General features: G+C 71.9%; 14 protein-coding genes. 12 read left to right on the top strand and 2 right to left on the bottom strand.

Features of this window, described 5'->3' with window-relative positions; genetic code table 11:
• Positions 1-318: 318 nt before the first annotated feature.
• The 3 genes from ACFYOY_RS46750 to ACFYOY_RS46740 all read left to right on the top strand — a co-directional run bounded on the left by ACFYOY_RS46750 (position 319) and on the right by ACFYOY_RS46740 (position 6,575).
• Positions 319-582 carry a WhiB family transcriptional regulator gene (locus ACFYOY_RS46750; protein ID WP_004952403.1) on the top strand — a complete coding sequence of 88 codons (264 nt, stop codon included), beginning with the start codon at positions 319-321 and terminating at the stop codon, positions 580-582.
• 366 nt (positions 583-948) lie between these two features.
• Complete coding sequence (locus tag ACFYOY_RS46745; RefSeq protein ID WP_388594091.1) at positions 949-5,013, top strand: glycosyltransferase; 4,065 nt, start codon at positions 949-951, stop codon at positions 5,011-5,013.
• Positions 5,010-6,575, top strand: a complete 1,566-nt coding sequence (locus tag ACFYOY_RS46740) for a DUF5719 family protein (protein ID WP_351905560.1) — start codon at positions 5,010-5,012, stop codon at positions 6,573-6,575. Before ACFYOY_RS46745 ends, ACFYOY_RS46740 begins: the two co-directional genes overlap by 4 nt.
• 145 nt (positions 6,576-6,720) lie before the next feature.
• Here the strand turns inward: ACFYOY_RS46740 and ACFYOY_RS46735 are convergent, their stop codons facing one another.
• A complete protein-coding gene (locus ACFYOY_RS46735) occupies positions 6,721-7,140 on the bottom strand; it encodes a metallopeptidase family protein (protein WP_351905563.1) in 420 nt (139 codons plus the stop codon).
• 342 nt (positions 7,141-7,482) lie between these two features.
• Here ACFYOY_RS46735 and ACFYOY_RS46730 point away from each other — a divergent pair, with 342 nt between their 5' ends.
• From ACFYOY_RS46730 to ACFYOY_RS46700, 7 genes are all read left to right on the top strand, one after another.
• On the top strand, positions 7,483-7,938 hold the full coding sequence (locus ACFYOY_RS46730; RefSeq protein WP_351905565.1) for a DUF3499 domain-containing protein: 456 nt from the start codon (positions 7,483-7,485) through the stop codon (positions 7,936-7,938).
• Positions 7,939-8,199: 261 nt separating this feature from the next.
• The gene (locus ACFYOY_RS46725) at positions 8,200-9,816 is read left to right on the top strand and encodes an L-lactate permease (RefSeq protein ID WP_351905568.1); all 1,617 of its coding nucleotides are present in this window, start codon (positions 8,200-8,202) and stop codon (positions 9,814-9,816) included.
• Between the two features lie 146 nt (positions 9,817-9,962).
• Positions 9,963-11,321 carry a phosphomannomutase/phosphoglucomutase gene (locus tag ACFYOY_RS46720; RefSeq protein ID WP_351905570.1) on the top strand — a complete coding sequence of 453 codons (1,359 nt, stop codon included), beginning with the start codon at positions 9,963-9,965 and terminating at the stop codon, positions 11,319-11,321.
• Between the two features lie 200 nt (positions 11,322-11,521).
• Positions 11,522-11,704 (top strand): Trm112 family protein, encoded by a 183-nt coding sequence (locus ACFYOY_RS46715; protein ID WP_059149235.1) that lies wholly within the window; start codon positions 11,522-11,524, stop codon positions 11,702-11,704.
• A gap of 78 nt (positions 11,705-11,782) precedes the next feature.
• The gene (locus ACFYOY_RS46710; RefSeq protein WP_388594086.1) at positions 11,783-13,090 is read left to right on the top strand and encodes an SIS domain-containing protein; all 1,308 of its coding nucleotides are present in this window, start codon (positions 11,783-11,785) and stop codon (positions 13,088-13,090) included.
• A gap of 180 nt (positions 13,091-13,270) precedes the next feature.
• Positions 13,271-14,467, top strand: a complete 1,197-nt coding sequence (manA, locus tag ACFYOY_RS46705) for a mannose-6-phosphate isomerase, class I (RefSeq protein ID WP_351905577.1) — start codon at positions 13,271-13,273, stop codon at positions 14,465-14,467.
• 105 nt (positions 14,468-14,572) lie between these two features.
• Entirely contained in the window at positions 14,573-15,496 is a 924-nt protein-coding gene (locus tag ACFYOY_RS46700; protein WP_388594083.1) for a cation diffusion facilitator family transporter, read from the top strand.
• 288 nt (positions 15,497-15,784) lie between these two features.
• Here the strand turns inward: ACFYOY_RS46700 and ACFYOY_RS46695 are convergent, their stop codons facing one another.
• Positions 15,785-17,974, bottom strand: coding sequence for a fructose-specific PTS transporter subunit EIIC (locus tag ACFYOY_RS46695; protein ID WP_388594081.1), 2,190 nt, complete (start codon positions 17,972-17,974; stop codon positions 15,785-15,787).
• A gap of 411 nt (positions 17,975-18,385) precedes the next feature.
• Between ACFYOY_RS46695 and ahcY the strand changes: the two genes are divergently transcribed.
• Complete coding sequence (gene ahcY, locus ACFYOY_RS46690) at positions 18,386-19,843, top strand: adenosylhomocysteinase (protein WP_351905586.1); 1,458 nt, start codon at positions 18,386-18,388, stop codon at positions 19,841-19,843.
• Positions 19,844-19,965: 122 nt separating this feature from the next.
• Entirely contained in the window at positions 19,966-20,583 is a 618-nt protein-coding gene (locus ACFYOY_RS46685; protein ID WP_351905589.1) for a hypothetical protein, read from the top strand.
• Positions 20,584-21,029: the final 446 nt, after the last annotated feature.

The following is a 21,029-nucleotide window of genomic DNA, read 5'->3' as shown; positions in this document are numbered from 1 at the left end:
ATCGACGCGCACGACCCCCGCACGACCCCCGCGTCACCCCGCCCCATCTCCCGCGCGATGCAACGGGACCGGCGCCGATGGCGTCCTCCTCAGTGAGCGTGAGAGGAGGGACTCGGGCGTCGAATGGGGAAGGTGTCGCGTTTAGGACGATTTGAACACTTTCCGCGCAGCCTTGGTTCCGCAGAGTGAATAAGAGGCCCAATAGCAGATCTCGGCTTGACTGGCCCGGATCGGCACACTTGTAATTTCACTCGTGTCGTTCTGCCGCTTCATCGGCGGCATCAGGCACGGGGACGCAAAGACAGACGAGGGGCGCACATGACCGAGTTGTTCCAGCAACTGCTGGTCGAAGAGGCGGACGAGGAGCTCGGTTGGCAGGAGCGCGCGCTGTGCGCCCAGACCGATCCCGAATCGTTCTTCCCGGAAAAGGGCGGATCCACCCGTGAGGCGAAGAAGGTCTGCCTTGCCTGTGAGGTCCGTTCCGAGTGCCTTGAGTACGCCCTCGCCAACGATGAGCGGTTCGGCATCTGGGGTGGTCTGTCCGAGCGTGAGCGCCGCCGACTGAAGAAGGCCGCCGTCTGACACCCGCCGCCGGACCCGTCGACTGTCGGACCTGTCTGTCCCGCCCGGCTTGTGGGACCCGTCGGCCGCGCCGGCTCGTGGGACCCGTCGGCCCCGCCCGGCTCGTGGGCCTCGTCGGCCCCGCCCGGCTCGTGGGCCTCGTCGGCCCCGTCAGCCCTGCCGGAACCGTATGACCCGCGCTGACATATCCGCACAGTTCACGGCGGAGTGAGCCACCGCGACCGGTCCGCCCCCCGCCCGCATGGTGACGGGAGGCGGACCGGTCGCATACACAGCCGTTAGTGTGGGGCCCCGTCCGAGACGCTCCAACGCCCCCAGGGGGCGCGCGCGTCCACCGCAGTCCAGCGAACCGGGGCCCGTACCTCGATGTCCGTGCACAGCCACCAGGCGGCCCAATATCCGGCCGCCAACGCCGCGTTTGCACCCGCTCAAGAACCGGTTCAGACACCGGCCTATCCGCGTCATGTCGTCACCGCCGTCCTGGTCGCCCACGACGGCGCCCGCTGGCTGCCCGACGCGCTGTCCGGTCTGCTTGGCCAGGAGCGCCCCGTCCAGAGCGTCGTCGCGGCCGACACCGGCAGCGCCGACGACTCCGCCCGGCTGCTCACCGAGACCCTCGGCGACGAGCGGGTGCTGCATATGGCGCGCCGCAGCGGCTTCGGCACGGCCGTCGCCGAGGCGGTCCGTACGGCCCCGGTGCTCGGCCCCGAGGAGCTGACGTACCTCAAGCGCCCCAGCGGCTGGGACCCCGTCAACCGGACCTGGCGCGACGACGCGTACGACCTGCCGGAGCTGCCGCACGGCGAGCCCGTCCAGTGGCTGTGGCTGCTGCACGATGACTGCGCGCCCGAGCCCGACGCCCTGGCCGAACTGCTGCGGGTCGTCGACGCCGAGCTCACCGCCAACCGCGAGCCCGCGATCGTCGGCCCCAAACTGCGCGGCTGGTACGACCGTCGGCAGCTGCTCGAAGTCGGCGTCAGCATCGCCCGCAGCGGGCGCCGCTGGACCGGTCTGGAGCGGCGCGAGCAGGACCAGGGCCAGCACGACCAGGTGCGCCCGGTGCTGTCGGTGTCCAGCGCGGGCATGCTGGTGCGCCGCGATGTGTGGGAGGAGCTGGGCGGTTTCGACGCCCGGCTGCCCCTGATGCGGGACGACGTCGACCTGTGCTGGCGCGCCCAGGCGGCCGGCCACCAGGTGCTGATCGCTCCGGACGCCGTACTGCGGCACGCGGAGGCGTCCGCGCGCGAGCGGCGGCCCATCGACTGTGTGGGGCGCTCCGTGGCGAACCCCCATCGCGTGGACAAGGCCGGTGCCGTCTACACCCTGCTGGTCAACACCCGTGGCGCGCTGCTGCCCTATGTGATGCTGCGGCTTCTGTTCGGCACGCTGCTGCGCACCCTGGCCTATCTCGTGGGCAAGGTGCCGGGGCAGGCCCTGGACGAGGTCGCCGGTCTCTTCGGCATCCTGTTGCGGCCGGGGCGGATCCTCGCCGCGCGCAAGCGCAGAGGCCGCCCCGAGACGGAGCCGAGCGAGCTGCGGCCGCTGTTCCCGCCGCCCGGTGCGACCGTAAGGGCGACGGTCGAGCAGGTCGCCAGCAATATAGGCGGCCGTTCCGAGCCCGAGCTGTCGTCCGGCGGACGGCACGGCGCGGTCGAGTCCGGGCCCGGCGGCGATGACGCCGACTTCCTGGAGATCGAGCAGTTCGCCCGGCTCAAGCGGATCGCGCGCAAGCCCGGGCCGATGCTCTTCCTCGTTCTGCTGGTGGTCTCGCTGGTCGCCTGCCGGGATCTGCTCGGTGCGGGCGCGCTCGCGGGCGGCGCCCTGCTGCCCGCGCCCGCTCATGTCTCCGAGCTGTGGTCGAGCTATGTGGACGGCTGGCATCCGGTCGGCACCGGCGGGACGCAGTCCGCGCCGCCGTATCTGGCCGCCCTCGCCGCGCTGGGCACGGTCTTCCTGGGCTCCACGGGCTTCACGCTGACCCTGCTGTTGGTCTGTTCGGTGCCGCTGGCCGGGTTCATCGCGTACTTCGCCTCCCGGCCGCTGGTCGAGTCCCGGCTGCTGCGCGCCTGGGGGAGCGTCGCGTACGCCTTCCTCCCGGCCGCGACCGGGGCGCTGGCGGGCGGGCGGCTCGGCACCGCCGTGCTCGCCATACTGCTGCCGCTGATGGCCCGGGCCGCGGCCGCCGCGAGCGGGTTCACCAGCAATGGGACGCGGCTGCCGAGCTGGCGGGCGGCGTGGGCGTACGCGCTGCTGCTGACGTTCACCATGGCCTTCACCCCGGTCGTCTGGCCGATGGCGCTCCTCCTGGGCGCCGGCGTGCTCGTCCTGCGCCACCGGCAGAGCGGCACCGAGCAGCTCATGGGATACGGGCTGCGGTTCCTGACCGTGATCGTCACCCCGCTCGTCGTGCTCGCCCCCTGGTCGCTGGACCTCCTTACCGACCCCGCCCGCTTCCTCGAGGAGGCCGGGCTGGACCGCGGCGCCGGCTCGGCGTCCGCCCTGGACCTGCTCGCGCTCAGCCCCGGCGGCCCCAAGGGCGGCGGCACGCTGCTGCTGCTCGGCTTCGTCCTGGCCGCCCTTGCCGCCCTGATGCGCGGGGAGCGGCAGACGGTGGTGCGCACCGCGTGGGTCGTGGCGCTCACCGGCTTCCTCTTCGCGGCGTTCACGGGCGGCTCCGGCTGGGCCGGGCCCGCGACCCTCGTCTACGGCCTGGCGCTGCTGACCGCCGGTGTGGTCGGCGCCGAGAACGCACGCGAGCGGGTCGCGGCGCAGAGCTTCGGCTGGCGCCAGCCGGTGGCGCTGCTGATCGCGGTCGCCACGGTCGCCGCGCCGCTGTATGCCGCCGTCAGCTGGATGGTGAGCGGCGCGGACGGCCCGGTGGGGCGGCGCGACCCCTCGCAGGTTCCGGCGTTCGTGGCGGCCGAGAGCGCCACCGAGGACCAGGCCCGCACTCTGGTGCTCGGCGGCGGAAGCAGCGCCGCCCACGCCGACTACGCCCTGGTGCGCGGCTCCGGTGCTCGGCTGGGGGAGGGCGAACTCGCGGCGGCGGGCGGCGCCGACACCCGGCTCGACGGTGTCGTGGCCAATCTGATCGCGGGCTCCGGCGCCGACCAGACCCGTCAGCTCGGCGGCTACGCGGTGCGCTACGTGTACGTCCAGAAGGGCGCGCCGTCGGGGATGGAGCGGGTGCTGAACGCGACCCCGGGCCTCACCCAGCTCAGCCGGGAGCACGGCGGGGTGCTGTGGCGGGTCGACCAGCGGGTCTCGCGGGTCTCCATCGTCCCGGCGGAGTCCTCGGGCCGTCCGGCGGGCGGGGCGGCGGCCAAGCCGGTGCATGTGGCGTCCGGCCCCGTCGAGGCGCACACCACGGTGCCCGACGGCACGGCCGGGCGGGTGCTGCGGATCGCCGACCGGTCCGCGCCCGACTGGCAGGCCACGCTCGACGGCAAGCCGCTGAAGGCGACGACGGTCGACGGCTGGGCGCAGGGCTTCGAACTCCCCGCGAACAGCGGCCGGTTGGACCTCACTTACGACACGCCCATCACGCACACCGCGTGGGTGTGGACGCAGGGGCTGCTCGCGGTCGTGCTGCTGGTGCTCGCGCTGCCGGGCCGCCGCCGGAACGTCGACGACGACCTGCCGGACGCGGAGGCCGCGGCCGCCGTCATCACCGCCGAGGACCTGGCGGGCGACGGACGCCGGGCGCGGCGGCTGCGGGCCGCCGCGGAGGCACAGGCCGTACAGGCCGAGGCCCCCCAGGGGCGGCCGGAGGCGGATCCGGCCGCCGCGGACGCCATCCCCCCGCGGCCGGACGAGATTCCCCCGCACCCGGGCGAGCCACCGCTGCAGCCGCCCGCCGAGCCGGCCGCCATGGGTGACCCGTACGGCGACCAGGCGGCGGCGAACGACCCTTACGGCGACCAGGCGGTGGCGAACGACCCTTACGGCGACCAGGCGGTGGCGAACGATCCGTACGGCGACCAGACGGCCGCCGGTGACCCGTACGCGGCGGTGCCGCATCAGCAGCAGGCCGTACCGCATCAGCAGCAGTACGGGCAGCAGTGGGACGCGCAGACGTACGCCGACGCCGGATACGGCCAGTACCCGGCCGGTCAGTACCAGGGGGAGCAGTACCAAGGCGAGCAGTACCAGGGCGAGGGCTACCCGGGTCAGTACCCCGGCGGCCAGTACCCGGCCGGTGACTACCAGGGCGGCTATCAGGACACCGGCTATCCGGCCGGCTATCAGGAGGGCCAGTACCAGGAGGGTCAGTACCCGGCGGACTCGTACGCGGGCGGCCAGTACGCCGACCCTTACGGCTACGACCAGCAGCAGCCCTACCCCGACGGCGGCTACCCCCCGCAGGGCGATACGACGTACGACGGCGCCGACCCCGAGGACCGCCGCGACGGGAGCGAGCAGCAGCGATGAACCGCACCACCCTGTCCCTGATCGGCGCCGCCACGGCGCTGGCCGCCGTCACCGGCGTCGCGGCCCTCACCGGGGGCTCCTCCGATGACGCGGACTCCGCCGCGAAGGCCGCCACCCGGTTGCCCGTGCAGCGCTCGACGCTGCTGTGCCCGACGCCCTCCTCCTCGGAAGTGAGCAGCACCACCTACACCGCGTACACGCCCAAGCGGGACGGCGTGGACGCCAAGGACGGCACCGCCGGACTGCTGCCCGCCCAGAACCCCGCCGATGACGTGGCGGATCCCGGCGGCGACGGCGGTAAGGACGACAAGAACGGCAAGGACGACGAGGAGGGCGGCCAGGCGTCCCCGGGCGGCGACAAGCCCGTACTGCCCCTGAAGGAGCCCGGCAAGCCCGTCACCACCGACAAGGACAGCGAGGGCGCCCCCGCGCTCATCGGCACCGCCGACGGCCGCTTCGCGCCCGGCTGGACCGTCCAGCAGACCACCACGATCGACGCGGGCAGCGGACGCGGCATCCTGGGCACCGCGTGCACGGCGCCCGACACGGACTTCTGGTTCCCCGGTGTCAGCACCGACCGGAACCGCCAGGACTTCGTCCATCTGACGAACCCGGACGACGCCGCCGCAGAGGTGGATCTGAAGCTCTACGGACCGAGCGGCCGGCTGAAGCCCTCGACCGACGAGTCGATCACGGTCCCACCCCGCTCCACCGTCCCGGTCCTGCTCTCGACCCTCACCGACCAGCGGGCGGCCAGCGCCTCGCTCCGCGTGACGGCCCGCACCGGCCGAATCGGCGCGGCCGTACAGGCTGTGGACCAGAAGGCGGGCAGCGACTGGCTTCCCGCCTCCGCCGTGCCCTCGACGAGCGTGGCGATTCCCGGCATCCCCAAGGACGCCACCTCGGCGCGCCTGGTCGTCTTCGCGCCCGGGGCCGACGACGCGGACCTCAAGGTGCGGCTGGCCGGGCCGAACAACTCGATCACCCCCGCCGGACATGAGTCACTGCACGTCAAGAGCGGGATGACGACCGCGATCGACCTCGGCGACGTGACCAAGGGCGAGCCCGGCTCTCTGCTGCTCACCCCGGAGGGCGGCGACGGCCCGGCCACACCGGTGGTGGCCGGGCTCCAGGTGACCCGGGGCAAGGGGAGCGACCAGGAGACGGCGTTCATCCCGGCGACCGGCGCGATCGAGCGCAGCGCCACCGCGGCCGACAACCGTGCCAAGGGCTCGACGCTCTCCCTGGTGGCGCCGGGAGCCACCGCCAAGGTGCGGATCACCGCCTCCGCGGGCGCCGGGGGCGGCAGCCCGGTCAGCAAGACCTACGAGGTCAAGGGCGGCACCACCCAGGCCCTGGAGCCACCGCGCCCGGCCTCGGGCAAGGGCCCGTACGCGGTGACGGTCGAGCGGCTCTCCGGCGGTCCGGTGCACGCCTCGCGAATGCTGGCGCTGCCCCAGGGCGGGGTCCCGATGTTCACGATCCAGCCGCTGCCGGACGACCGGGGCATGGTCGCGGTGCCCGAGGCGGGCCAGGACCTGTCCCTGCTCAACGACGACTAGAGCCGCGTCTGGGGACGACTAGGGCCGCTCCTGGGTCCCTGGGGGTCCCGCGGCCCGCGCCGGGGCGAGCCACGGGGGCTCGCGGCCCGCCTCGGGGTGGGCCGCTCGGGGCGGCGCGTCGTGCCTCGGGACGGGCCGCTGCCCGCTACTCCTGTCCGTACCGCGGGTCCACGGACTCCGGGGCCAGCCCCAGCAGCTCCGCCACCTGCTCGACCACGACCTCGTGCACCAGCAGCGCCCGCTCGTCCCGGTTCTTCGCCCGGATCTCGACCGGGCGGCGGTAGATCACGATCCGGTCCGGCGCGTCCCCGCGGGCCGCGATGAAGCGCCCGAGCGGCACGGACTCGCCGTCCCAGACGTCTGGCCCGCCATGCCCGTCCGGGCCCCCGCCCGACCCCGGGCCGCCGAGTCCCGACGTGGGCACCTCCAGCACCGTGAAGTCGACTCCGGACAGCTGTGGCCAGCGTCTCTCCAGCCGCTCGGCCGAGTCCTGCACCAGATCGACGAAGGACTCCGCGCGGCTGACCGACAGTGGCACCTGGGGCGGCGCGATAGGGCCGCGCATACCTCGTCCGTGGCGGTCGCGACGACGAGGGCGCGGCTCGGACTGATGGGGATGTACGGGCCTGGTCATCACTCACGAGGGTAGCCGTCACCCACCCGCCCCCCGTGCGCTTACCGGACAGCCGTGCCGGATGTCGCCAAATGAGCATTCCAGCCATGCTTGGGTCCAAAAACGGACGTCTCTTGCGTCGCTTCCCTGGCCCAGGATGATCTCTCTCGGTTCGAGTGCTGACCGGATTCGTTGTTGGCGGTTTTTGTCGTGCCGGAAGTCCGTGCTGGTCAACCGGTAAGTTCACGTTTCGGGTGCACGGGGCGAACCAGGACGACACGGCGGAGTGAGCTGGTGGAGAGTCGTCGCGGCCCGCTCAAGAGTGCGGTACCGTCCAACGTCGTGAGCCCTGTACGTCGCTGTTCGCGCACCGCCTGCGGCCGCCCCGCCGTCGCGACGCTGACGTACGTCTATGCGGACTCGACTGCCGTTCTCGGGCCACTCGCCACCTACGCCGAGCCCCACTGCTACGACCTGTGCTCGGAGCACTCGGAGCGGCTGACCGCCCCGCGTGGCTGGGAGGTCGTCCGGCTCGCCGTCGACACCGGGCCGACCCGGCCCAGCGGTGACGATCTGGAGGCGCTGGCCAACGCGGTCCGCGAGGCCGCCCGCCCGCATGAGCGCGCGGCGGGGGCGGCGTCCGGTTCGGGAGGCTCCGGGACCGGGGCCGGGCACGGCGGCCGGGAGGGCGACCCGCGTGAGGTCGCGCGCCGCGGCCATCTGCGGGTCCTGCGGTCGCCCGAGTCCTGATCGGCTCCTCCCCGCACTTCCCCCGCGATCTCCCCGCACTTCCCCCGCGATCTTCTCGCACTTCCCCCGCGATCTTCTCGCGCTTCCCCCGCGATCTTCTCGCGAACGTCTCGCGGTCTCTCCGGCCCCTTGTTCGGATCACTTGCTGACGGAGCATTGACTGTGACTTGGCGCGGACACGACCATGCGTGCACCCCAGGGTCCTCCGTTTCCGCATTACGGATGTGACCTTCCAGGGATGGCCCATGCCGGGAGGCCCGCGTGTTCGTGCAGCAGTTGGACCCCGTCGCCGATTCACTCTCCCTGTCCGCCCTCGTCGCCGCCCTTCCCCTCGTCACCGTCCTCGTCCTGCTCGGCGGGGTGCGGATGCGCGCCCACTACGCGGGCCCCATCGGGCTCGTCGTCGCCGCGCTCGTCGCCTGCCTCCCGTACGGGATGCCCGTCGGCCAGGCCCTCTCCAGCGCCGTCCAGGGGGCGCTCTTCGGTCTCTTCCCCATCATGTGGATCGTCGTCAACGCCCTGTGGGTGTACCGGATGACCGTCCGCACCGATCACTTCGACGTGCTGCGCCGCTCCTTCGGCCGGCTCTCGGACGATCCCCGCGTCCAGGCCCTCGTCATCGCCTTCTGCTTCGGTGCGCTCCTGGAGGCGCTCGCCGGGTTCGGCGCACCCGTGGCGATCTGCTCGGTCATGCTCGTGGCGCTCGGCTTCGACCCGGTGCGCGCCGCCGTCGTCGCGCTCGTCGCCAACACCGCGCCGGTCGCCTTCGGCGCCATGGCCACCCCCGTGGTGACGCTGGCTCAGGTCACCGGGCTGCCGCTGGACTCCGTCGCCTCCGTCGTGGGCCGGCAGACGCCGCTGCTCGCCCTCGTCGTCCCGCTGCTGCTGGTCGCGCTCGTGGATGGCCGGCGCGGGCTGCGCGAGACCTGGGCGCCCGCGCTCGCCTGTGGCGTCGCCTTCGCCGTCGCCCAGTTCACCGTCTCCAACTACCTCTCCGTCCAGCTCGCCGACATCGCGGCGGCGCTGGTCGGCGCGGCCGTGCTGGTGGCCATGCCCGCCGCACGGCGCCCCGCCGAGGAGCCGGTGCGCGCCGCCGTGCTCACCGGCGTACGCAGCGACGACCTGGACCGCGAGGACCCGCGCCCCGAGGTGCTGCGCGCCTACGCCCCGTACGCGCTCATCGTGGCGATCTTCTCCATCGCCCAGATCGGCCCGGTCAAGGACCTTCTGGCCAAGGCCACCCGCACCTTCGACTGGCCCTTCCTGGACGTCGCGGCGCCCGATGGAAAGCCGGTCGGCGCCAATGTCTTCTCGCTGCCGCTGATCGCCACCGGCGGCAGCCTGGTGCTGGTGGCCGGGGTGGCCACCGTCGCCGTGCTGGGGGTGACCGCCCGCGACGCCGTGCGGGAGTGGACGGCCACGGTGCACGAGCTGCGTCATGCGATCCTTACGGTCACCTCGGTGCTCGCGCTCGCCTATGTCATGAATCTCTCCGGGCAGGCCGCCAGCATCGGGCACTTCGTCGCGGCCGCCGGGGCCGGGCTGGCCTTCCTCTCCCCGGTGCTCGGCTGGTTCGGCGTCGCCGTCTCCGGCTCGGACACCTCCGCGAACGCTCTCTTCGGCGCGCTCCAGGTGACCGCCGCCCATGAGTCCGGGCTCTCCCCGGATCTGCTCGCCGCCGCCAACAGCTCGGGCGGGGTGCTCGGCAAGATGATCTCCCCGCAGAACCTCACCATCGCCTGCGCGGCGGTCGGGCTGAAGGGGCGGGAGGGGGATCTGCTCCGTAAGGTGCTGCCGTGGAGCCTCGCCCTGCTGCTGGTGATGTGCCTCATCGTCGTCGCGCAGTCGTCGTTCCTGCTGAGCTGGATGCTGCCGTGACCCGGCCCGGGACGCCCGGCAGCACGCCGCGCGACGGGGCTCACAGTTCCGGCCCAGGTCCTGCGGGTAGGTTTTGAGGTCCGCAGGGACGTCCGCGGGGACGTCCGCGGAGACATCTTCACCAGGACCTCCAGAAGGGGTTGGCTGTGCCCGACTTGTCGCAGATCGTGAAGGCGTACGACGTGCGCGGTGTGGTCCCGGACCAGTGGGACGAGTCGCTCTCGGAACTCTTCGGCGCCGCCTTCGCCCGGGTGACCGGCGCGGACGCGATCGTCGTCGGCCATGACATGCGCCCCTCCTCGCCCGGTCTGGCGCGGGCCTTCGCGCGCGGCGCCGCCTCGCTCGGGGTGGATGTGACCGAGATCGGGCTGTGCTCGACCGATCAGCTCTACTTCGCGAGCGGACATCTCGGCCTGCCCGGCGCGATGTTCACCGCCAGCCACAACCCCGCGCAGTACAACGGCATCAAGATGTGCCGCGCGGGCGCCGCCCCCATCGGCCAGGACAGCGGGCTCGCCGACATCCGCGCCCTGGTCGAGGAATGGGCCGACAACGGCGCGCCCGAGCCCGCCGCCGAGGCCGGCACCATCACCCAGCGGGACGTCCTCGCCGACTACGCCGCCCATCTGCGCTCGCTGGTGGACCTGACCGCCATCCGACCGCTGAAGGTCGTCGTGGACGCGGGCAACGGCATGGGCGGCCACACCGTCCCGACCGTCTTCGAGGGACTCCCGCTCGAGCTCGACGCGCTCTACTTCGAGCTGGACGGCACCTTCCCCAACCACGAGGCCAACCCGCTCGACCCCAAGAACATCGTCGATCTGCAGGCCCGGGTCCTGGAAACCGGCGCCGACCTCGGGCTCGCCTTCGACGGCGACGCCGATCGCTGCTTCGTCGTGGACGGGAGCGGTGAGCCGGTGTCCCCCTCCGCCATCACCGCCCTGGTCGCCGCCCGCGAGCTGGGCAAGCACCCGGGCGGGACGGTCATCCACAACTGCATCACCTCGTGGTCGGTCCCGGAGGTCGTCAAGGAGAACGGCGGCGCCCCCGTCCGCACCCGCGTGGGCCACTCCTTCATCAAGGCCGAGATGGCCCGCACCGGCGCGATCTTCGGCGGTGAGCACTCCGCGCACTACTACTTCCGCGACTTCTGGAACGCCGACACCGGCATGCTGGCCGCCCTGCACGTCCTGGCCGCGCTCGGCGGACAGAAGGGCCCGCTGTCGGAGCTGGTCGCGCAGTACGACCGGTACGCGGCCTCCGGGGAGATCAACAGCACCGTCGACGACCAGACCGGGCGCATGGAGGCGGTCAAGGCGGCGTACGAGGGCCGCGAAGGCGTCGAGCTCGATGAACTCGACGGCCTTACGGTCACCGCCGCCGACTGGTGGTTCAACCTCCGCCCCTCCAACACCGAGCCGCTGCTGCGGCTGAACGTGGAGGCGCGGGACGCGGAGCGGGTGGCCGGGGTCCGCGACGAGGTCCTCTCCATCGTTCGCGCGTAAGCCTTACGGCCGTCCGCGCGCGGACCCCGCGGACTTCCGCGTCCTTACGGCGGTCCGCGCGCGGGGGCGCACGGCGTTGTCGGAGCCCGGGGCGAGCCCCCGGGCTCCGCTGCCCACCGGCCGCGCCCCGCCCCCGCCCGGCGGTACGCTGACCACGCCGGGCCGATGTCCGGCTGGACCCATACCCGAAGGGACGCCCCATGCCGCTCGAAGCCGGTCTTCTGGAGATCCTCGCCTGCCCGGCGTGCCACGCCCCGCTGCGCGAGGAGCAGTCCCCGGAGACCCCCGAGCTGGTGTGCACGGGCGAGGGGTGCGGTCTCGCGTACCCCGTCCGGGACGGCATCCCCGTGCTGCTCGTCGACGAGGCCCGCCGCCCGGCCTGACCCGGCGACCCGCCGGAGCCCCAGCCCCGCGCGGTCCCGCGCGTACCGCCCGCCACGGCGATCGGAGGCCGAAGCACGATGCTCGACGAATCCCTCCTCGACGCCCCAGAGGCCCTGGCCCGCGCCGATAGCCGCGGGCTGCTGCGCGGAGCCGCCGAATCCGGTGCCCGCATCCGCACCGCCACCCGGCACGCCACCGAGGCGGGGATCGGCGATCTCAAGCCGGATGGGCGGCCGCGCGCCGTCATGGTCGCGGGCCCGGGGGCGGCCGGAACCTGCACCGCCGACCTCCTCGGCGCGCTCAGCGGGGGCAACTGCCCGGTCAGCCTGATCGCGCCCACCGGCGTGGCCCCCGCGCCGGGCGCCCTGCGCTGGACGCTGCCCGGCTGGGCGGGCCCGCTCGACCTGCTGGTGGTCGCGACACCGGACGGTACGGAACCGGGCCTTCCGCGCCTTGTCGAGCAGGCGTACCGCCGCGGCTGCGCGATCGTCGCGGTCGCCCCGGCCCAGTCCCCGCTGGCCGACGCGGTCGCGCAGGCACGTGGCCTGATGGTGCCGCTGGCCACGGCGCCGTACGCCTCGGCTCCGTACGCCACGGGTGGGTACAGCACCGATCCCTACCGCAGGGACCCGCACGCGCCCGGCGTGACCGAGGACGACGAGGACGCCCGCGCCGAGGGCGCCCTGGGCGATGCCCCCGGCACATACGGGACGCCTTCCGTTCCGCACCCCGTCGAACCGCCCGGCACCGCTCCCGACGAGACGACCGGCCCCGCGCTGCCCGGCACGCTGTGGGCGCTGCTCACCCCGCTGCTTCTGCTGGTCGACCGGATCGGCCTGGTGTCCGCGTCGCCCGCCGCGCTGCTGCAGGTCGCCGACCGGCTCGATCAGGTCGCCGAGCGCTGCGGCCCGGCCATCGCCACCTACACCAACCCCGCCAAGACGCTCGCGGCCGAGCTCGCCGGGGCGCTTCCGCTGTTGTGGACCGAGGGCCCGGTAGCCGCCGCGACCGGACGGCGCTTCGCGAGGCTGCTCGCGTCGCTCGCCGGGCGCCCCGCGCTCGTCGCCGAGCTCCCCGGGGCACTCGCCGCGCATGGCGCGATGCTGACCGGGGCGTTCGCGGGCGGGGCCGACCCGGACGACTTCTTCCGCGACCGGGTGGAGGAGGCCGAGGCACTCCGCGCCCGGATCGTGCTGCTCCACGAGGAGCCGGTGGGCCCGGTCTCGGCGGTGCCGACCGCCCGGGAGCTCGCGCTGGCGCATGACACCGCGTTCAGCGAGCTGGAACCGGCCGAGGGCACCCCGCTGGAGAGCGCCGCGGAACTTCTCGCCATCACGGATTTCGCCGCCGTTTACCTCGCGCTCGCTTCGGCCGATAGAACTTGACGCCGTCGGAGCACTGACGTCGTCGACCACGGCGACGTGCACGCCGTAGACCTCGACAGCGTGACGCCGTAGACCTCTGGAACCGACCTCCCAAACGTGATGCCGTAAGACCACGCAACGCCGTAAGACCACGCACCACCCGCCCCACGTCCTTCACTGCACAGTCAGGAACCGCACCGCATGGACCGCCTCGTCAACACCGTGCGCCCCTACGCCTGGGGCTCCACCACCGCCATTCCCGAGCTGCTGGGCGTCCGGCCGACCGGGGAGCCGCAGGCCGAGATGTGGATGGGAGCACACCCCGGGGCGCCGTCCCGGGTCGACCGGGGCACGGGCCCCGTCGCGCTCTCCGAGGTGATCGCCGCGGACCCCGAGGGCGAGCTCGGCGCGGACGCCGTAAGCGTCTTCGGGCCGCAGCTGCCGTTCCTGCTGAAGGTGCTGGCCGCCGCCTCGCCGCTGTCGCTCCAGGTCCACCCCGACCTCGAGCAGGCCAAGGAGGGCTACGCGGACGAGGAGGAGCGCGGCGTTCCGGCCGATGCCCCGCATCGCAACTACAAGGACGCCAACCACAAGCCCGAGTTGATATGCGCGCTCACGCCGTTCAGCGGGCTCTGCGGCTTCCGCGACCCGAACGAGGCGGCCGAACTACTGGCCGCCCTGGAGGTCGACTCGCTCAAGCCGTACGTCGACATCCTGCACGCCCACCCGGAGTCGCACGCCCTGCGCGAGGTGCTGACCGCCGTGCTGACGGCCGACCCGGAGGCGTTGACGGAGACTGTAAGGCAGGCCGCGGCCGCCGCCGAGCGGCTCGGCGCGCTGGACGGACCGCACGCCCCGGCGTACGCGGCGTACGCCTCCATCGCACAGCACTACCCGGGCGACCCCGGGGTGATCGCCGCGATGCTGCTCAACTTCGTGACCCTCCAGCCCGGCGAGGCGCTCTACCTCGGCGCCGGTGTACCGCACGCCTATCTCGACGGCCTGGGCGTCGAGATCATGGCCAACTCCGACAATGTGCTGCGCTGCGGGCTGACGCCCAAGCATGTGGACGTCCCCGAACTGCTGCGCGTCGTCCGCTTCGAAAGCGCCGCCCCCGCCGTGCTGCGGCCCGAGGCGGACCCCTCCGGTGAGGAGCTCTACACCACCCCGATCGGCGAGTTCCGGCTCTCCCGCCACGTCCTGGCCGACGGCGCCGCTGCGCGCCCGCTGCCGGCGACCGGCCCGCAGATCCTGCTGTGCGCCTCGGGCGAGGTCTCCCTGCGCGGCGCGGACGGCGAACTCCCGCTGAAGCGCGGGGAGTCGGCCTTCGTACCGGCCGGCGAGGAGGTCGCACTGGGCGGCGATGGCACTGTGTTCAGGGCCACAGTGACCGCCTGACGTACGGCCCGTTCGAGGGGCTGGAACAATGGCCCGCCGTGAGGCGGTAAAGCGCTGGCAAAGCCGCCATGAGCTGTAACGAAGCGGAAGGGACATTCGGCACATATGAGTGCATCAGGCGGAACCAAGGCGATTGTTGCCGCGCTGGGCGCGAACCTGGCTATCGCCGCAGCCAAGTTCGTGGCGTTCGCCTTCAGCGGCTCGTCGTCGATGCTCGCCGAAGGCGTGCACTCGCTCGCCGACTCGGGCAACCAGGGGCTGCTGCTCCTCGGCGGGAAGAAGGCCAAGCGCGAGGCCACCCCCGAGCACCCCTTCGGCTATGGCCGCGAGCGCTATATCTACGGCTTCCTCGTCTCCATCGTGCTGTTCACCATCGGCGGTGTCTTCGCGCTGTACGAGGGCTACGAGAAGATCAAGCATCCCCATGAGGTGGAGCACTGGTACTGGCCGGTCGGGGTGCTCGTCTTCGCGATCATCGCCGAGGGCTTCTCCTTCCGTACGGCCATCAACGAGTCCAACGAGATCCGGGGCAAGCTGAGCTGGCCGCAGTTCGTGCGCCGGGCCAAGGCCCCCGAGCTGCCCGTCGTCCTCCTGGAGGACTTCGGCGCCCTCGTCGGCCTGGTCCTCGCGCTCGGCGGCGTCGGGATCGCGCTGCTGACCGGCGACGGCGTCTGGGACGGCATCGGCACCCTCTGCATCGGCGTCCTGCTGGTGCTGATCGCCCTGGTGCTCGCGGCCGAGACCAAGTCGCTGCTGCTGGGTGAGGCGGCCGACGTCACCGAGGTCGCCAAGATCCGCGAAGCGGTGGTGGACGGCGAGACCGTCACCGGGGTGATCCACATGCGTACGCTCCACCTCGGCCCCGAGGAGCTGCTGGTGGCCGCCAAGATCGCGGTGCAGCACGACGACACGGCGGCGGAGGTCGCCCGCGCGATCGACGCCGCGGAGGCGCGCATCCGCGAGGCAGTCCCCATCGCCCGCGTCATCTACCTGGAACCGGACATCCTCCGGACATCCCCGACCACCTGAGCGGAACAGCCGGTTTGTGGGCATTCGTTCCTCCCCCAGCAACCGCTGGGCGGTACCTCCTGGCGGAACGGGTGGGCACAAACCGGCCACCGGCCCGCACCCGGCAATGCACCTCGGCCGCCGACGGCGCGCGCCGCACAGGCAACCGGGCGGTACCCGGCAACGCGCCCCGGGCTGTCGACGGCGCGCGCCGTAAGAACAACAAGACCCGCACCCGGCAACGCGCCCCGGCCGCCGACGGCATACACCGCACACGCGACCGGGGCGCACCTGCTCAGAAGGGGGGGCCTACTCGATCTCCCCGAGCACCCGCAGAATCGCCCCCACATCCGCCGCCCCCAGCAACCGCTCCCGGAACTCGGCGCTCATCAACTTGCGCGACAGCAGCGCCAGGATCCGCAGATGCTCATCGCCCGCGGCCGCCTCCGGCACCGCGATCATGAACACCAGCCGGGCCTTCGTGCCGTCCGGCGCGCCCCACTCGATGCCCTCGGGGGAGCGCGCGAAGCCGACGACCGGAGCGGTGACCGCGTCCGTCTTGGCATGCGGAATCGCGATCTCCTCGCCGAGACCGGTGGTGCCCTGGTCCTCCCGGGCGAACGCGGCCCGGACCAGCTCCGCCGTATCCGCCACCTTGCCGGTCGCGGCCAGCAGCTCGGCCATCTCGCGGATCGCGGCGTCCTTACCGTCCGCAGCCAGCCGCTCGTTCACGGTCTGCTCGGTGAGATAGCCGGACAGCACCTGGTCCCCGGCCTCGGGAGCGGCCTCGACTGCCTCGGGAGCGGCCTCGGCCTTACCGCCGCCCCGCGGTTCAGCGGCCGGGACGGACACGGTCTCAGGCGCAGTCGCGTCGGAGGCGGCCGCGGCACCGCTCGCCGCTGAAGCCTCAGTCGCACCGCTCGCCGCGCCCGTACCGCCTCCGCTACCCACCCCGGCCAGCACCGGCGCGCCCGTCGGCGACGGAGCCAAGGAGACAGCCTCCGCGGCTTCCGCGGCCTCCGCCACATCCGCATCCGCACCTTGCGCGCCGCCACCCACAGACATCAGCGCAATCGTGACCAGCGCCGTAACCGCCGTACCGACGACGACCGCGACGAAGAACATCGGCACCCCGCCGACCGCGCCGAGCACCGCCACGATCGGCCCGCCGTGCGGCACGTTGTCCTCGACCGACGCCACCCCGGCTATCGCCCCGGCGACCGCGCCGCCCAGCATGTTCGCCGGGATGACCCGAGCCGGACGCGCCGCGGCGAACGGAATCGCGCCCTCGGTGATGCCGAAGAAGCCCATGAAGAGCGCCGCGAGCCCGGTCTCCCGCTCCTGGTCGTCGAACATCCGGCGGCGCAGCAGCGTGGCCAGCCCCTGGCCCAGCGGCGGAACCGGAATGGCCGCCGCACACGCCCCCATGACCTCGGGGTTCTTCGACACCAGCCCGGCACCGAAGAGGAACGCGGTCTTGTTGACCGGACCGCCCATGTCGAACGCGATCATCAGCCCGAGGATGATGCCGAGCAGCGCCGCGCTGGTGCCGGTCAGCCCGCCGAGCCAGTCGGTGAGGCGCTCGAAGACCCAGGAGATCGGTTCGCCGAGGACATAGATGAAGAAGAGGCCGAGCGCCGAGGTCGCCACGATCGGGATCACGATGATCGGCATGATCGGCTGGACGAACTTCGGAACCTTGACCCGCTTGATCCACAGCACCAGATAGCCGGCCAGGAAGCCGGTGACGATCGCCCCGATGAAGCCGGCGCCCGCCTCGCTGTCGTACAGCTCGCCGTGGGCCGCGATCCAGCCGCCCACCATGCCCGGCACCAGCGCGGGCCGGTCCGCGATGGCGTAGGCGATATAGCCGGAAAGGGCCGGGATCATCAGCTCGAAGCCGATGCTCCCGATGTCGTTGACCGTCTTCCAGAAGGAGTCGTCGGGGATGACGATGCCCTTGGACGTCGTATCACCGCCCAGGGCGAGCGAGACCGCGATCAGCAGACCGCCGACCACCACGAACGGGATCATGTACGAGACGCCGTTCATGAGCGCCTTATAGGTGACGCTGCGCCCCTTACCGCCGCCGGAAGCCGCCGAGGCGGCGGCGCCGCGCTCGGTCTCGTGACCGTCGCCCTGGTACACCGGCGCGTTACGCACCTGCTCGATCAGCCGCTCCGGGCGGTGGATGCCGTCGGCGACCCCGACGACGAGCACTCTCTTGCCGATGAAACGGCTGCGGTCGACGTCCTTGTCGGCGGCGATGATGATGCCGTCGGCCTGACTGACATCGTTGTCAGACAGAACGTTCTCGGCCCCGATCGAGCCCTGGGTCTCCACCTTCATGCTGTGGCCGAGTGACTCCGCCGCCTGAGCCAGCTTCTCAGCGGCCATATAGGTGTGGGCGATACCCGTGGGACAGGCGGTCACCGCGAGCAGCTTGAGCCCCGGTCCGCTGGCCCCCGCACCGTTGGGGGGATCGGCTGGACTGGTCACGTGGTTCTCCTTAACAACGCATTGAGCGGGCGCGGAAGGCTGCCAGCGTCCCCGCGCTCGCGGCATCGTGCAATACATCGGGCCAGGATCAAAGCGACGGGTGAGCCACCGGGGCTCCGCGAGCGGCGTGGCCGTCGGCGCAGGTCATGGCCTTACGGCCGAAGATGGCCGATGGGGGCTGGGGTTCGCCGCGCCGATCGGTGTAGATTCGTGACCGAGCCAGACGTCGCTGCTGATGGCGGTCGGGCGGCCCGTACACCGGGTCGGCCGAGGGAGAGAGGGCCTCCGACGGACTGCGCACTGTGAGGTAGAAGGGGACAGGTGTGCCCGCTGTGCGGGGCCTTGCCCAGCGCCTCACATGCCCAGCCGAAACCACTCTCGCTCGCACACGATCGAGGAGGAGCAGCACTCATGACGACAGCCGTCTCCGGTCAGGACTTCAAGGTCGCGGACCTCTCCTTGGCTGCCTTCGGCCGTAAGGAGATCACCCTCGCCGAGCATGAGATGCCCGGCCTGATGGCGATCCGTAAGGAGTACGCCGAGCAGCAGCCCCTGGCCGGCGCCCGTGTCACCGGCTCGCTGCACATGACCGTGCAGACCGCCGTGCTGATCGAGACCCTGGTCGCCCTCGGCGCCGAGGTCCGGTGGGCCTCCTGCAACATCTTCTCCACCCAGGACCACGCCGCGGCCGCGATCGCCGTCGGTCCGAACGGCACTGTGGAGAACCCGCAGGGCATCCCGGTCTTCGCCTGGAAGGGCGAGACCCTGGAGGAGTACTGGTGGTGCACGGAGCAGGCCCTGACCTGGCCCGGCACCCCCACCGGCGGACCCAACATGATCCTGGACGACGGTGGCGACGCCACCCTCCTCGTCCACAAGGGCGTCGAGTACGAGAAGGCTGGCGCCGCCCCTGACGTCGCCACCGCCGAGAACGACGAGCACCGCGTCATCCTCGAGCTGCTGAACCGCACCATCGCCGAGAACCCGCAGAAGTGGACGCAGCTGGCCTCCGAGATCCGCGGGGTCACCGAGGAGACCACCACCGGCGTCCACCGCCTCTACGAGATGCAGCGGGACGGCTTGCTGCTCTTCCCGGCGATCAACGTCAACGACGCGGTGACCAAGTCCAAGTTCGACAACAAGTACGGCTGCCGCCACTCCCTGGTCGACGGCATCAACCGCGCGACCGACGTGCTGATCGGCGGCAAGGTCGCGGTCATCTGCGGCTACGGCGATGTGGGCAAGGGCTGCGCCGAGTCGCTGCGCGGCCAGGGCGCCCGGGTGATCATCACCGAGATCGACCCGATCTGCGCGCTGCAGGCAGCGATGGACGGCTACCAGGTGGCGACCCTGGACGACGTGGTGGAGACCGCCGACATCTTCATCACCACGACCGGCAACAAGGACATCATCATGGCCGCGGACATGGCCAAGATGAAGCACCAGGCGATCGTCGGGAACATCGGCCACTTCGACAACGAGATCGACATGGCCGGCCTCGCCGCCGTCCCGGGCATCGTGAAGGACGAGGTCAAGCCGCAGGTCCACACCTGGACCTTCCCCGACGGCAAGACGCTTATCGTGCTCTCCGAGGGCCGTCTGCTGAACCTCGGCAACGCGACCGGTCACCCCTCGTTCGTGATGTCCAACTCCTTCGCGAACCAGACCATCGCCCAGATCGAGCTCTTCACCAAGCCGGAGTCGTACCCGACCGACGTCTATGTGCTCCCCAAGCACCTGGACGAGAAGGTCGCCCGTCTCCACCTCGACGCGCTCGGGGCGAAGCTGACCACGCTCCGGCCCGAGCAGGCCGCCTACATCGGCGTCCCGGTCGAGGGCCCGTACAAGCCCGAGCACTACCGTTACTGATCGCACCGGCGCCGCCGACCGCACGGTCGGCGGCCGCTGACCCGGCCCCCGCCCCGGCGGGGCCCCAGGGCCCGTCCGTGCCGTCCGGCCGGGCGGGCCCGACGCTCGTCAAGGACCTCACCATGCCCCGCGGCCGTTACTCCCTCCACGACCCGCACGACCACACCCCGCTGGGTGAGGAGCACTTCCAGTGCGCGCCCGGCCCCAGCGGATGGCGCTATGTCGCACAGCGGACCTCACCTTCCGGCGATCACGCCGGGTCCGTGGACCTCACCCTGGACGAGCTGGGCCGGCCGCTCAGGGTCGAGCTGCACGCGGCGAGCTGGCAGGTCAAGGGCGCCGCACTGGACGGGGTCACCTGGGTCCGTACGGATCCCACCGGGGAGCACGCGACCGAGGGCAATGTCGGCGCCCACGCCTTTACCGGTGCCTCTCCGGCCTTCCTGGTCGCCATCTCCCGCCTGCTGCGGCTGGAGCCGGGCGCCGGAGCCGTCCGCGTCCGCCTCGTGGCCTTCACCGATCCGGTCCTCGCGCCCCTGACCCTGGACCAGTCCTGGGCACTTCGCGACCGAGCCGGACACACCACGGACACGGGTCCACTCGTCGTGGATGAATACGAGGTCAGCGAGCTGGACACCGGAGAGGTCCGGACGGTCCATATCGCCGGCGACGTGGTGCTCGCCGCCCCCGGCATCGAGCTCGAGGATCTGGAGAGCCCGCCGTCGTCCTTCGCGGCCTGACCGTCGTACCCCCTCTTACCTGCGACGTTGTGAATCTTCCGCGATTCCCTTGACGCGGGGAGCACGGATGCGTACGTTGGAATGTCGCGGAGGGCGGAGGGCGTAGGCGCTCCGGCTGACGTCACACAAAGAATCTTCCCCGGATCCTTGACGAGGTTCGCCTGGGGAGGTAGGTTTAAACGGTTGTGGTGAGCAGTATCTGCCCACTCATAGACGCTTGATTTGAACTCGCTCCGCAGACGGATGGAAATCCAACGGAGCACCTTTGACACCCGCGGGCATCATCCGGAGCCGATTAGGTTCGGCGGATGCGTGTCTGCTAAAGTCGAAAACACGCCGAAAGGCAAAGGCCCCTCCAGCGGCCACCGGAATCAGAATTCGGACCGGAAACGGACCGAAAAAGAATCTGGTAAGGTTGGAAACACCGAAGGGAAGCGCCCGGAGAA

The organism is Streptomyces sp. NPDC007875, assembly GCF_042868035.1.
In the GTDB taxonomy this organism is placed as follows: domain Bacteria; phylum Actinomycetota; class Actinomycetes; order Streptomycetales; family Streptomycetaceae; genus Streptomyces; species Streptomyces antimycoticus.
This window is presented reverse-complemented; position numbering and strand designations above follow the sequence as displayed.

Coding starts and splice junctions, on each gene's coding strand:
- ACFYOY_RS46740 (WP_351905560.1), top strand. CDS start 5,010: ATGAACCGCACCACCCTGTCCCTGATCGGCGCCGCCACGGCGCTGGCC.
- ACFYOY_RS46735 (WP_351905563.1), bottom strand. CDS start 7,140: ATGCGCGGCCCTATCGCGCCGCCCCAGGTGCCACTGTCGGTCAGCCGC.
- manA (WP_351905577.1), top strand. CDS start 13,271: ATGGACCGCCTCGTCAACACCGTGCGCCCCTACGCCTGGGGCTCCACC.
- ahcY (WP_351905586.1), top strand. CDS start 18,386: ATGACGACAGCCGTCTCCGGTCAGGACTTCAAGGTCGCGGACCTCTCC.
- ACFYOY_RS46750 (WP_004952403.1), top strand. CDS start 319: ATGACCGAGTTGTTCCAGCAACTGCTGGTCGAAGAGGCGGACGAGGAG.
- ACFYOY_RS46685 (WP_351905589.1), top strand. CDS start 19,966: ATGCCCCGCGGCCGTTACTCCCTCCACGACCCGCACGACCACACCCCG.
- ACFYOY_RS46700 (WP_388594083.1), top strand. CDS start 14,573: ATGAGTGCATCAGGCGGAACCAAGGCGATTGTTGCCGCGCTGGGCGCG.
- ACFYOY_RS46745 (WP_388594091.1), top strand. CDS start 949: ATGTCCGTGCACAGCCACCAGGCGGCCCAATATCCGGCCGCCAACGCC.
- ACFYOY_RS46710 (WP_388594086.1), top strand. CDS start 11,783: ATGCTCGACGAATCCCTCCTCGACGCCCCAGAGGCCCTGGCCCGCGCC.
- ACFYOY_RS46715 (WP_059149235.1), top strand. CDS start 11,522: ATGCCGCTCGAAGCCGGTCTTCTGGAGATCCTCGCCTGCCCGGCGTGC.